Below are 13,273 nucleotides of genomic sequence, written 5' to 3' on the forward strand. Positions count from 1 at the left end.
AATTCCTGTTTTAATTTAATCACTTGTGTTATTACAGATAAAAATAACTCACGCTGTATAATTAACCCATCTTCTCAATCAATACCTTAGCCATTTTCTGTAGGTTGGGTTAAGCCAAAGCGTAACTTAACGCATTTTTTAAGTTTCATGCTATGGCTGGGCAACGCTAAGGCGAACAATTTAACCTACAAATCAAGGCTTTTTCCAATTTGGACAAAGCATTACTCAATCAAATAATATTTTGATTATTGGCGAGTAGTTCATTTATATTAGCTAAATCAGAGATATATGTGGCAACAACAACAAAAAAATCCTGTAATTATCAAACTGGCCTTAGTAATGGCTATAGTTACCAGTCCAATGGTAGCAAATTTCTTAATTTCCCTACCCATCCAAGCAGAATCCAAGAATGAGACTCCAGATTTTCCCCTACCAGAAAAAGTAGAAAATGGGACTGTAGTTAAAGTTGATAGTTCTCGTAACTCCCTACTTGTCAACCAACGCTTAAAAGAAAACTTTGAAACCCAGTTTTCGGGAACTAAAGTAGAAATTGCAATTAACGGCAATGAAGATGCTGTAAAAGCGGTTTTAGATGGTAAAGCTGATCTAGCATCCCTTGGTCGCAAACTCACTCCAGAAGAAAAAGCACAAGGTCTAAAAGAGGTGCTAGTGCGTCAAGAAAAAATTGCCATCATTGTTGGTATGAATAATCCCTTCTATGATGGTTTGACTACTGAGCAATTTGCTAAGATTTTTCGAGGAGAAATTACAGATTGGTCAGAATTGGGAAATGCCAAAGGTAAAATTAGATTTATAGATCGTCCCTTCGATAGTGATACTCGTAATTCCTTTAGTGAGTATTCAGTATTCAAGTCTAGACAAGTATTGACAGGTACTAATGCGGTGCAACTGGTGAAAGACGACACACCTAACATTGTTAAAGAATTAAGTAATGACGGCATTAGCTATGTGTTAGCAAGTCAAATTTCTAAACTACCGGATGTGCGGGTATTAAAAGTACAAGATTTTTTGCCAGATAATTCTAAATATCCTTTTTTCCAGTCTTTTGTTTACGTTTATAAAGAAAATCCCAGTCCTAAAGTTAGAGATTTTCTAGGTTTTGTTTTAGCCAAACCAGGAGAAGAGTCTATAAAAGCGGCTAAAGAAGCAGAAGCAATTGCTATTGCAGCCATATCCATACAAACTATGTCTCTGCCTGTGGCTAATATCTCTACCACCACCCCTTCAGAAATTCCTTTAACAACTCCTTCAGAAATACCTACAGCCACCCCCACAGTAACTCCTTCCGTTTCTCAAAGTCCATCTTTAGTAACACCAACGCCTGAAAAATTAGTTATACCCGAACCTCAAGACGCTAGAAGGGAAATACAGTTGATAAACCTCTTTGATAATCCCTCCATGATTACCAAAAATATGAGGTTTTTATTACTAATGCCTTTATTACTAATTGCGGGATTCAGTAGCTTTTTGCCATTGTGGTTGAGAAGAAGAAAGCGAACAGTTACCAGCAGCGCTTCGCTACCGATTGAAAAAGCACAGACATCCTCAAATCAAGAAAGTGATTCTCTTCCAGAGACAATGTTTACTCGGTCAGATTCAGAAGCATTTGCATCAATATTAAATAGTAATGGGAATAGTAATGGTAATGGACTTAATGGTCCAAATTACCACAAAGATGATGATAACCAGGAAATAACGTCAGTGAGTAATATAGCCATTATAGATGTACCACAGACAACTTACCCCAATAATCAAATTCAGGAAATGTCTGAAATTAATCTTGATCTCAACTATGATGAAGTTGCTTGGGAGACAGAAGACCCTGTTATTGTCGTCAATAGTTACTTTCCACAAATCCCGAATATTCACCACCAGCCAATTAATGCAGATATTTCCAGCAATGAAGTCAGTAATATTCCATTAGAAGCACCAGAAACGCCTGTAATTAAATCTAATCAAAAGATTACATCCTTATCAGAATTACTTGGTATTACCTCCACACCAGTTAAGTCAGATAACAGCATAACAGAAGTTCTCAACCTAACCCAAGCACCTCAACCAGTCAGCCAATCACCACAAACTCAAGATTTATTATCTGATTTATCATCTGACTTGCCATTCGAGTTAGGGGAGGCTTTAAACGCCATTACTAGTGAAATTACCTTCAATACCGCGGAAATAGAAGAAGAGATATATCCTACTCCCTTGCCTCTTCCAGCTACAAATGAAGCTATAGCAATGGAATTAGATGCTGAGATAGAAGCCTGGACTAATATTAATCCCATCAATGCGACTGGAAATACTAGAATTATTTTCACACCCCGCACTCCCAAATGGGCTTACCTATCTTGGTATATTTCTGAAGATCATCAACAAGCATTACACAATCAAGGATTTACCATGTTGGCTATCCGCGTCTATGATGTTACCAATCTTGATCTGAGCTATCAGCGTCCTCAGTTCGATGCACAATACGAATGTGAAACCGCAATCAATGATCGTTATGTACCTATTTCCAAAGGTGAACGGGACTACATGACAGAAATCGGTTATGTGAATCGTGATAATCAGTGGTTGTGTTTAGCGCGTTCTGGAACAGTTCGTATTTTTAGTCGTCCCAGTACAGATTTCTGGGTTATCGTTGATACAGAATTGGTTCTTCATGGTGCTACAGAAGCAGGTGCAAATGTCACTATTGATGGTCAAAAAGTCAAGGTCAATCCTGATGGTACATTTAAGTTAACTGTCCCCTTTGTGGATAATTCAGTTGACTATCATATAATGGCTACTTCTGCTAATAGAGAATATAGGAAAACTATTGATCAGAAGTTTTTCCAAGAACAAAAAGAGGGTTAGAATGTAGGTTGGGTTAAGCGACAGCGCAACCCAACGCATTTGTTGGGTTTCATGCTTCAACCCAACCCTGTATCTTAGAGGTATGTTAGAGGAAGTGGTAGACCGTCCCAATGTGGGTTAGAACCTCCACCCTGTTCCTTTGTCATAACGACAATTTTTAATGCCAACCTACTTGATATAACGCTGTGATAATTGCCGCATACTTTCAACATTTATGCAAAATGGCGTGCCACTGTGTAGCCATATTCATCTGAGTAAAAAGTGAGTCTTGCCACTACTCCCGTAATTGTTTCTTGGGGAACAGAAGCATTAATTTGTTTTAAAGTGGACATTGTTCGCTAAAATGTAAATATAGAATTAAGAGATTCTGGTAATGTCATTAGTGATTGCAGATGAATTTTTAGACGCTTCCCAGTTAACCCCTACGGAATTTTTACAAGAGATTGCATTACATTTATTTGAGTCGGGGCGATTAACTTGTGATTATGCAGCTAAAATGGCACAAATGGAGTTAAATACTTTTCGAGATTTACTGAAAACACGTAAAATACCTTTGTATCATTATGATTTGGAGGATTTTGAGATTGATTTACAGAATTTACAGGAGTTGGGAAGATTGTGATCATTAGTGATACTTCTGTGATTACTAATTTAATTTAATTAGTATTGAACATATTTTTCTGTTGCAGGCACTTTATGAAAGGGTGATTATTCCTCAAGCAGTTTATGAAGAATTATCCAGGTGTCATCCTCTATTTTTAAGCGAAATACAAGTTTGATGGATAAGTTGATTAAAAATTCTACTTTTTGGATTTCTCCGCTTTTATATGACAAGATTTTACTTTTAGGACAGGAAAAGGAAGGAAAATAATCCCATTTTTGGTGATTTAATGTTTCTCATCTGCCTTTTTTTACTCAATATGTTTATTTGTTTTTATTCTCACTTGAGTTTTTTCTCTCTGTAATTTCCTTCTGTGATAAGTTAAATTAACCCTAATTCATATTATTCAGGGTGCATTAGGAAAACCCAACACACCCATCATGACTAATTAGCAACTTCAGCCATTTCAATGACACGCCCTTCATAATCCTTAACTAAAAAATTCAAAGGCTTTTGGTTGCGAATTTTGAACTTTAAACCTCTGACTTCTACCCGCATTAAAATTAATTCTAGACAATCATGATCAAAGCAAACATGACGATGCTGATCTTTTTTGCCTAAACTTGCACCAGTGATAATATGTAATTGAGTATTTTTCTTGAGTTGATACCACAGTCCGTCATTACCATTATTCATGGTGCTATTAGACCAACTGGGACCAGCGGACATATACAGCGGGTCAATACCTGTTGCACCAATGGTTTGCTCGTAGTTGTAATAGTAGTGCAAAGGGACTTCCGCTACAGGTAAATCTAGCAATCCTGCATATAACTGTCGGGCAACTTCTAAATCCGATACCATGACAGTATAAACTTTAGGGGCGCTGCTGAGAAACATCCACATAGCGCCAGCGTAAGCTGCCAGTAGCATAATCATAATCCCCTGGGTGGAGAACAGGCTATCCAAGGGCAGGGAGGGCAAGAAAGAGCCGAAAGTGAGTGGACTCAGCAGGAACATTATGGAACTAGCTTCTATAACCATGAACAAACAGAATCACAATAAAGGAGACGCTTTGAGTATTGTCAGTTAAGACTAACATTGTTTCTAGTTTATCAAGAGTCTCGCAGTCTGACTTTACAAACTAACTGACTTTCCAATACGATACTGCTCGGTCAAGCCTGAAAAGTCATTATATGGTAGGTTGAGGAACGTTCACGAAGCCTGGGGTATCCCGGCGAACTGCTTGCAGCAGCGCTTCGCTATCGCCGGAGGCATCAGCCATAACCCAACATTATCAAGGATTTTCTTGGGTTTCGCTTAACCCAACCTACATTTCCTGAACCGACAAGTATTGCTTTCTGATATTATTAGTGATCGCATCACCATTCCCTAGTATATTTTAACAGTTATCTAGTTCAGAGATTGTGCAAATTCCCCACTTTCCCGAAGCTAATCACCCATTGGTGAAGTCGCTATTTCATCACAGTGATCAAGAACTACTGAGTCTATTTCAGCGATATCCAGATTATGGCAAGTATTTTACGGTGATTTTTTGCCGTTATAGTCCCATAGTTTACACCTTAATTCGGCATTCGGCGCGATCGCCTGTGCAAGCTGATTATTTATTTGCTCTTATCTGGCGAAATATCTATTATGAATTAGGGGGACTGGACTTAAACCAAGCATCCACAGAAACGGAATCCTTAACCTTACAAAATTGGTTAATTAACATTACTGCATTCCATATTAACGAGATTAAGCTTCCACCCACAGAAGCCATTCATTATTCCCTCAAGGATACATCCCCACCACTATGGTGCTATGTAGAACAGGCATTAGATCAACTACCACCAATATCACGATTAATCGTTTTAATGGCGCAAACCTTCCACTGGAGTGAAACCAGAATTGCTGCCTATTTGCAAGCTGAAGGAGAACAAATTTCCCCTTCGGAAGTCGCAATTTCTCTCCAAGAAGGATATGAGATGCTAGAAGATAAATTACCTGCTGATATTCGGGCTATTTACTTAGGTGAAGCTGGGATTTAATCCTAACTTTAGCTATAATAATCACAGTCGCCCATTTACGGTACAGAACCATAGAAAAAATCCCTCTCGTTAGTTCTTGGCTTGCTCAGACAAAACTTGTCTTAGAGACTTCCAAATAAAAATATGTCCCAAAACTAACGCAAAAACTCTCTCTATTTCTTCTCTCTCTGTGTTCTCTGTGCCTCTGTGGTTCTTTTGTTCATTTATTGGAATAATTTTTTTCTTGGAAGTTCCTTATACCATCTATTTACAGCCGGAATTTCCCGGTTATATATTATGAAACAGCGGCATTTAGTATCAGGAAATCTAATTAATATCAGCAATTTCTTAAAATTACCATTTTTGACTTTTTATATGGTACTACTCACCTGTTTATTGACTACCACAGGTGTAAAAGCGATTGATATTACCCAACAAATTCATCGTCCTTTAAATAATCCCGCAAATAAATCATCACGAAATGTAGCTGATAAATTACTCAGACAAGGTAGACAGCAATTATCCCAAGGATTTCCCCAAAAAACCCTAAAATTATCCTTAGCAGCTTTGGAAATTTATCACTCATTAGGTGATTTAAAAGCCCAGGGTTTAACTTATGATTTATTAGCTAATACCTATCTACAATTAAATGATATCAATAATGCTGAAGATGCCATTCGCCGACAGTTAGCGATCGCCCGCGATAATCAAGATTTTCAAAATCAAATTTTTGCCCTAAATAATCTAGCTACATTATTTCTCCAAAAAGGCGAAAATATCGCCGCCCAAGAAACTCTTGAAGATGCTTTAGTAGTGGCTCGTAATATTATTAACCCAGAAGGACAAGGGCTATCTTTAAGTAATTTAAGCTTGGTTGCTTTCCGCATAGGTGATTATCATAAAGCCGTGAAAATTGGCGAATATGCCTTAACTTTCCGCCGCCAGATTGGTGATATTATTGGTGAAGCTAATACCCTAAATAATCTTGGTGATGCTTATTTAGCTATGGGCGATTATCAAAAGACTATTGGTAGTTATAGTTTGGCAATGCAGTTAGCTGAAAAAAGTTTTGAACGTCCCAATCAATTACGAGCAATTGATGGTTTAGTCACAGCTAATACTGCATTAGGTCGTTACGATTTAGCTTTGAAACTGTTAGACAATCGTGTTAAACTAACTGATTCTATTAACAATCCCGCAGAAGATCTAAAATATTTATTTGTCTCTGGAGAAATTTATGAGAAAATGGGCAACTTTACCAAAGCTAAGGATTTATATACACAAGCTATTTCCATAGCCCAGAAATTAGAAGATAGTAAACAAGAAAGTTTATTAGTCTATAAACTTAATGAATTAAAAAACCGTTAATAACAAAATACCAAAATACCAGATCCCCGACTTCTCAAAGAAGTCGGGGATATAAATAAATAGGAATTGATCACGAATCAAAGAAGATAAGACCACATATTTGCTTGATTTTGTTAATATGTAAGTCCTAGAAAAATGTGTTAATATAGCCAGGACGGAGATAGAAAACTATACAAACTGAAAATTCACTCAATCAGATGATGAATTAAATAAATCAAATGATTATCATAGATTTTCAACTATAAAAGATTCTTGCCAACTTCTATTCCTAACCTTTTTCAATCATGACTTTTTACATTGAAATTCCCTTAATTGGCAAAAAAGTTAAATATCCATTGCGGTGGTTAATGGGTTTGATAGCTAGTGGTGTTTTAATTGTGGGAACAACAGCCACGATCAAAACCATCCAGCAAAGAAATAAACCCCTAGATATTAGTAAATTAACTGTTCCTGTAGAAGCAAAAAGCGTAACTGTCCGCATTACTGCTAGTGGCAAAGTTCAACCAGTTGAAAGTGTGAATATTAGTCCTAAAAGTCCAGGATTATTGGCAGGTTTAAATGTTGAACAGGGAGATACTATCAAACAAGGACAAATAATTGCTCGCATGGATAATTCGGAAATTAAAATGCGAATTCTCCAATATAAAGCTAATTTAGACCAAGCAAAAGCACAATTAGCAGATAGCGAAGCCGGCAGTCGTCCCGAAGAAATTGCCCAAGGAAAAGCCCGTGTAGACCAAGCACAGGCTCAATTAGCGATTATTCGAGATGGTAATCGTTTACAGGAAATTCAACAGGCACAGGCTCAAGTAGACTCAGCAAAAGCTTCTGTGGCACTGACCCAATCTAGAGTCAAACGTTATCAAGATTTAGCTAAAGATGGGGCTATTTCCCAAGATAGTTTAGAACAATATGTGAGTGAAAATAGTAAAGCTAAGGCTAATTTAGAAGAAGCACAACGCCGATTATCTTTACTAAAAGTGGGCAACCGCAACCAAGATATTCAAAAGCAAGCAGCAATTGTTAATCAAGAAAAGGAAGGATTACGAAAATTAGAAAATGGTAATCGTCCCCAAGAAATTGCCAAATTGAAAGCAGCAGTAGCTAGTGCGGAAGCTCAGTTAAAACAACAACAAGTTCAATTAGAAGATACAATTATCCGCGCTCCTTTTTCGGGAATTGTAACTCAAAGATACGCGACAGTGGGGGCTTATGTGAGTCCGGCTATTTCTGCTTCTAGTGATGCTTCGGCAACATCTACTTCTATAGTTGCTTTAGCTAAAGGTTTAGAAGTGCTGGCTAAAGTTCCTGAAGTGGATATTCCCCAAATTAAACAGGGACAAAAAGTGGAAATTGCCATTGATGCTTATCCTGACGAAGTTTTTCAGGGACGAGTCCGGTTGATTGCTCCCGAAGCGGTAGTTGAGCAAAATGTCACATCTTTTCAGGTGCGGGTGGCTATTGATAAGACAGCAAATAAACTGCGTTCGGGAATGAATGTTAGTGAAGTGACATTTATTGGTAATAATATCCAAAATGCGCTGTTAATACCTCAAGAGTTAATTGTTACTCAAAAGGGAAAAACTGGTGTGTGGTTATTGGGTGAAAAAAATAAACCCCAATTTAAGTTAGTCACAATTGGCGCAAATATTGATAACCAAATCCAGGTTTTAGAAGGCTTAAAAGCAGGCGATCGCATATTTATTGATCTACCTAAAACCAAGGGCAAAGGAAATAAAGAACCGGAAAAATAAAATCATAATTAAATACAAAATATGGACATTTTAGAAAGTGTGAAAATGGCGACTACTACCTTATTAGCTAATAAGTTGCGAAGTAGTTTAACCATGTTAGGAATTATTATTGGTAATGCTTCGGTAATTGCCATGATTGGCATTGGAGAAGGCGCACAAACATTGGCAACTAAGCAATTTTCATCATTGGGACCAAATACCTTATTTATTATCCCTGGGAGTCCAGGAAGCCGGGGAAGAGTGACAACAATGCCCAGAACTTTAGTTTTACAAGATGCTAAGGCGATCGCTAAACAAGTGCGTGCAGTTAAAGAAGTTGCCCCAGAAATTAATAACAGAAGCACAATCAATTACCGAAATAAAAGTACAACTAGTACAGTGATCGGCACTACTCCTAATTATACAACAGTTCGTAGTTTTGAAATCGAAGAAGGCAGATTTTTTAATGACTTTGATATTAAACGGAATAAAAGAGTAGCAGTATTAGCTCCAGATTTAGCCACCAAACTATTTGATAATCAAAATCCTGTTGGTCAAAAAATCCGCATTCAAAATACTACTTTTGAGGTGATTGGCTTAACAGTAGCTAAAGGTTCTTCCTTTGGTAATAACAGTGATGATGCAGTTTTTATTCCTATTAATACTATGTTTAGTCGGCTGGTGGGAAGAACATCCCCCTTTGGTATTAATGTTTCTTTAATTTCTGTATCTGCTCAAGATGAAAATAGCATCTCCGCCGCAGAATTTCAAATGACAAACTTACTCCGTCGCCGGCACAAAATTGTCCGTGAAGATGATTTTACTATTCAAACCCAAAAGAACCTTTTAGAAATCACGAATACAATTACCGGAGCATTAACAATCATGTTGGCTGCGATCGCCAGTATTTCCTTATTTGTTGGCGGTATTGGTATTATGAATATTATGTTAGTTTCTGTCACCGAACGTACCCAAGAAATTGGACTGCGTAAAGCTATTGGTGCAACTCAACAGGACATTCTTTTGCAATTCATGATTGAAGCCGTGATATTATCAGTAGCTGGTGGTGTAATCGGCATTGCTTTAGGCGGTGGTAGCATCATTTTAGTGGGAATATTTACCCCTTTACAGGCTACAATTTCACCAAGTGCAGTTATATTAGCCGCTAGTGTTTCTGGTGGGATTGGTTTATTTTTTGGTGTCGTTCCTGCCCGTCGTGCGGCTCAACTTGATCCAATGGTAGCGCTGAGAACGGCTTGACACTCTCAGCGGCTAAAGCCACTGAGCTTTACGCTTACCGGATATTCCTGTAAAGATTGAGTTAATATAAGTAAGTAGGTTGGCGTTGAAAATTGTCGTTATAGCAAGGCAAGAAGCAAGAGGCAAGAGTAAAGAAGTTTTCAGCGATTTTATGTTTCTTTACACAGTTTGGTTTTATTGTGTTCACCTACTTAAAGTACAAATTTAGGTTAAATTGCATAGTTAGGGGGTAGAAACAGCTAGATAATTTCTACCCATAACTATCCTTATCTTACTGTTTGTCTAAGTCTTCAATAAGTTGATCAACAAAATCCCTTAACCGTTGCGGCCAGTCAGGGACGGTTTTAATTTTCTCCCTTTGCCCTTTCCGACCTTTAAAACAAATTGGTTGAGCGTCTAACTCAGCTTTGAGGATTTTTTTAGCACCAAGTTTATTATTTTTCTCAAATCTCATTGACATTAACCTTAATCGTTGGTATACTTACTATAATATAACAGTGTCATTATTTCAATCTCATGTTTTTAAACATGAGTTTTTCCTGTTCCCTGTTGCCCGTTCCCTGTTCCCTGTTCCCTCTGACCATCAGCGATTGACTTGCATAAAAAGTTAGTCGCCGAGGTTAAATCTGAACACGCTTGGTATTACGAAGTTAACAAAAATGTCCCACAAAAGGCGTTAACTGACTTACGCCAAGCATGGGACCGATGCTTCAGAAAGACATCGAAACAACCCCGATTCAAGAAAAAAGGACAGCACGATTCTTTTTATTTAGAGTCAGGGACTAAGGCGAAACCGTTAATTAAAAACGATGGTAAAAGAATTAAATTACCGTCAATCGGTTGGGTACGATTAGCCATACCTTTACCAATTACCGCAACTCATAACTGTGTAATTTCCCGACAAGCTGATAAATGGTTTATTTCTGTCAAGTACGAGATTGAAAAACCTCCCATACTTGCAGATAGACCGACCATCGGCGTTGACATTGGAATCAAAGTGCGAATCGTTGGCTAGAAACCAATCCTGTAAAGGATTAGGGGGATTAGCCGCAAGGTAATGAACCTTGACAACTGAATGACCATGTAGGTGAGAGCCAGTATCCTAGAACCCTCAAATCTTACCCCGTAGGTGCAACGGTGAAAGCATCACCCCCAGGTTTGAGACTAGCTATCAACGCCTGAAGCGAGGAGAAAAGGTGTTATTACTGATAGCCTAAGTCGGTAAGCATCGAGCAAAGTACCCATGAGTAAAGCCCAGGCTTGAAGATGCGATTGAATCGTCGTTACGATGAACCAGCGAAATAAGGCTTAATGCGCTGGAGCCAAAAGGCACAGGATAAGGAGTTGGCAAGATTTGATTTGACCAACAAGCACTTCCTATAAACCCGGCGAACAGCATCACTCTAAAGGTACATAGTATGGTCATTCGGAACGAGATAACCTCTCGTATGCTCTCAGGTGGTCGAATCCCTGAGTAGGTGCTAACCGTATGCAGCGAGTAGGAGAGATTAAGTCAGAAGCGAATGTCTGGGGTAATGCCCAGAATATGCTGACAGATTTACGGTGATTTGGATGATAAAGTCCCTAGTAGTGAGTATATATGTCTAATACACAGTCTCAACAACTGATGGTGGAATGGCACTCTATTAACTGGCGCAAGCTAGAGCGTAGCGTGTATAAGCTCCAAAAGAGAATTTATCAAGCCTCTGTCCGTGGTGATGTGAAAGCATATCGCAGACTCCAAAAGACGCTGATGAGGTCATGGTCAGCAAGAGCTTTAGCGGTTCGTAGAGTTACCCAGGATAACCAGGGGAAAAAGACGGCAGGGGTAGACGGTGTTAATTCGCTGACTCCAAAGCAACGTTTAGAACTTACTGGTAACTTAAACTTGGGTTCAATAGTCAGCCCAACCAGGCGGGTATGGATTCCTAAGCCTGGAACGGAAGAGAAGCGACCTTTGGGCATACCTACAATGAAAGACCGCGCCTTGCAAGCGTTAGTCAAACTGGCACTAGAGCCAGAATGGGAAGCGCGATTTGAACCTAACTCATACGGGTTCAGAGCCGGACGTTCATGCCAAGATGCGGTAGAGGCAATATTTAGTGCAATTAGGCTCAAGCCTAAATACGTACTAGACGCAGATATTGCAAAGTGTTTCGACCGCATCGACCAGGAAGCACTGCTAATAAAATTAAATACATTCCCCACCATCCGCCGACAAATCCGGGCATGGTTAAAAGCGGGAGTGATGGACGGTAAGCAAATGTTTCCAACATCCGAGGGTACGCCACAGGGAGGTGTTATTTCTCCATTATTGGCAAATATTGCCCTCCACGGGATGGAAGAACGGATTAAACAGTATGCAGAAACCTTGCCTACCCGAAGTAGTCATGGTAAACGGGATAACCGTAGAAGCCTAAGTTTAATCCGATACGCCGATGATTTCGTGATTCTCCACGAAAACCTAACCGTTGTCCAAAGATGTAAAGAGATTATCTCTGAATGGTTAAAAGGCATGGGTTTAGAATTAAATCCCAGTAAGACGAGACTCGCCCATACTCTCACACAGTACGAGCAAGAAAAACCAGGGTTTGACTTCCTCGGTTTTACGATACAACAATTTCCACAAGGAAAGTATCACTCAAAGCAGGGATTTAAGACAATCATCACCCCAAGCAAGCAGAAGCAAAAGGTACATTACGAACAAATCGCTAGGGTTATCGAGGCTCACAAGGCAGCACCGCAGGCGGCGCTAATTAGCCGTTTAAACCCAATTATTAGGGGATGGGCTAACTACTACGCGACTGCGGTAAGTAAGGTTGCTTTCTCAGATATAGATGACCTCACGTACCAAAAGTTAAGCTCTTGGGCAAAACGCCGCCACCCCAAAAAGAACGGGGAATGGGTGTCAAAAAGGTATTGGCAATCCATAGACGGTGATAACTGGGTATTCGCAACCAGGAAGGAAGGTTTAACCCCACTTCGGTTAATAAACCATGCCGACACACCAATAGTGCGTCATGTGAAAGTCAAAGGCGAATCGTCACCATACGACGGAAATCTGGTTTACTGGAGTTCAAGAATGGGTAATAACCTAGAAATGCCAACCAGAGTATCAAAACTCCTGAAAAAGCAAAAAGGGAAATGTACCCACTGTGGAATGTTTTTCCGTGAAGACGATGTGATGGAAGTTGACCATATCATCCCGATATCGAAAGGTGGTAAGGATGAGTATAAAAATCTTCAACTTTTACACAGACATTGCCACGACATAAAGACAGCCAATGATGGCAATCCTGGCATAAAATCTGGCTGTAATAGTGCCGAGCCTAAGCCCACCAGAAAACTTGAAAAAGTCGCGGACAAATGGGTAATGAGGTATGCGTGACAAGCACCAAATCATTGAG

At 39.1% G+C, this 13,273-nt stretch carries 10 protein-coding genes; 8 read left to right on the top strand and 2 right to left on the bottom strand.

The genetic code is table 11. The features are described 5' to 3' along the window. Positions 1 to 288: 288 nt before the first annotated feature. Together AA650_RS01590 and AA650_RS01595 are read left to right on the top strand one after the other, a co-directional pair. The gene (locus AA650_RS01590) at positions 289 to 2,877 is read left to right on the top strand and encodes a substrate-binding domain-containing protein (RefSeq protein ID WP_053537698.1); all 2,589 of its coding nucleotides are present in this window, start codon (positions 289 to 291) and stop codon (positions 2,875 to 2,877) included. A 373-nt stretch (positions 2,878 to 3,250) separates the two neighbouring features. Then, positions 3,251 to 3,499: a UPF0175 family protein gene (locus AA650_RS01595; RefSeq protein WP_053537699.1), complete on the top strand. Its 249-nt coding sequence runs from the start codon at positions 3,251 to 3,253 to the stop codon at positions 3,497 to 3,499. A gap of 423 nt (positions 3,500 to 3,922) precedes the next feature. Here the strand turns inward: AA650_RS01595 and AA650_RS01600 are convergent, their stop codons facing one another. Continuing rightward, positions 3,923 to 4,519, bottom strand: a complete 597-nt coding sequence (locus AA650_RS01600) for a glyoxalase-like domain protein (protein WP_053537700.1) — start codon at positions 4,517 to 4,519, stop codon at positions 3,923 to 3,925. A 383-nt stretch (positions 4,520 to 4,902) separates the two neighbouring features. Between AA650_RS01600 and AA650_RS01605 the strand changes: the two genes are divergently transcribed. From AA650_RS01605 to AA650_RS01620, 4 genes are all read left to right on the top strand, one after another. After that, entirely contained in the window at positions 4,903 to 5,526 is a 624-nt protein-coding gene (locus AA650_RS01605; RefSeq protein ID WP_053537701.1) for an RNA polymerase subunit sigma-70, read from the top strand. Positions 5,527 to 5,802: 276 nt separating this feature from the next. Next, on the top strand, positions 5,803 to 6,873 hold the full coding sequence (locus AA650_RS01610) for a tetratricopeptide repeat protein (protein ID WP_081424110.1): 1,071 nt from the start codon (positions 5,803 to 5,805) through the stop codon (positions 6,871 to 6,873). Between the two features lie 284 nt (positions 6,874 to 7,157). Then, positions 7,158 to 8,627 (top strand): efflux RND transporter periplasmic adaptor subunit, encoded by a 1,470-nt coding sequence (locus AA650_RS01615; protein ID WP_053537702.1) that lies wholly within the window; start codon positions 7,158 to 7,160, stop codon positions 8,625 to 8,627. A gap of 21 nt (positions 8,628 to 8,648) precedes the next feature. Further along, positions 8,649 to 9,866 (top strand): ABC transporter permease, encoded by a 1,218-nt coding sequence (locus tag AA650_RS01620; protein ID WP_053537703.1) that lies wholly within the window; start codon positions 8,649 to 8,651, stop codon positions 9,864 to 9,866. 271 nt (positions 9,867 to 10,137) lie between these two features. Here the strand turns inward: AA650_RS01620 and AA650_RS01625 are convergent, their stop codons facing one another. Beyond that, positions 10,138 to 10,320 carry a hypothetical protein gene (locus AA650_RS01625; protein WP_027401740.1) on the bottom strand — a complete coding sequence of 61 codons (183 nt, stop codon included), beginning with the start codon at positions 10,318 to 10,320 and terminating at the stop codon, positions 10,138 to 10,140. Between the two features lie 141 nt (positions 10,321 to 10,461). On the opposite strand from AA650_RS01625, the gene AA650_RS01630 reads away from it, so the two are divergent. Continuing rightward, on the top strand, positions 10,462 to 10,881 hold the full coding sequence (locus tag AA650_RS01630) for a hypothetical protein (RefSeq protein ID WP_234413181.1): 420 nt from the start codon (positions 10,462 to 10,464) through the stop codon (positions 10,879 to 10,881). Between the two features lie 585 nt (positions 10,882 to 11,466). Further along, complete coding sequence (gene ltrA, locus AA650_RS01635; RefSeq protein ID WP_053537704.1) at positions 11,467 to 13,254, top strand: group II intron reverse transcriptase/maturase; 1,788 nt, start codon at positions 11,467 to 11,469, stop codon at positions 13,252 to 13,254. The last annotated feature ends 19 nt before the right edge of the window (positions 13,255 to 13,273 follow it).

The sequence above is a fragment of the Anabaena sp. WA102 genome, from assembly GCF_001277295.1.
Classification (GTDB): domain Bacteria; phylum Cyanobacteriota; class Cyanobacteriia; order Cyanobacteriales; family Nostocaceae; genus Dolichospermum; species Dolichospermum heterosporum.

What these genes read in the sequence shown, in the direction of transcription:
- AA650_RS01625 (WP_027401740.1), bottom strand. Translation starts at nt 10,320, where the DNA reads ATGAGATTTGAGAAAAATAATAAACTTGGTGCTAAAAAAATCCTCAAA.
- ltrA (WP_053537704.1), top strand. Translation starts at nt 11,467, where the DNA reads ATGTCTAATACACAGTCTCAACAACTGATGGTGGAATGGCACTCTATT.
- AA650_RS01615 (WP_053537702.1), top strand. Translation starts at nt 7,158, where the DNA reads ATGACTTTTTACATTGAAATTCCCTTAATTGGCAAAAAAGTTAAATAT.
- AA650_RS01600 (WP_053537700.1), bottom strand. Translation starts at nt 4,519, where the DNA reads ATGGTTATAGAAGCTAGTTCCATAATGTTCCTGCTGAGTCCACTCACT.
- AA650_RS01590 (WP_053537698.1), top strand. Translation starts at nt 289, where the DNA reads ATGTGGCAACAACAACAAAAAAATCCTGTAATTATCAAACTGGCCTTA.
- AA650_RS01610 (WP_081424110.1), top strand. Translation starts at nt 5,803, where the DNA reads ATGAAACAGCGGCATTTAGTATCAGGAAATCTAATTAATATCAGCAAT.
- AA650_RS01595 (WP_053537699.1), top strand. Translation starts at nt 3,251, where the DNA reads ATGTCATTAGTGATTGCAGATGAATTTTTAGACGCTTCCCAGTTAACC.
- AA650_RS01620 (WP_053537703.1), top strand. Translation starts at nt 8,649, where the DNA reads ATGGACATTTTAGAAAGTGTGAAAATGGCGACTACTACCTTATTAGCT.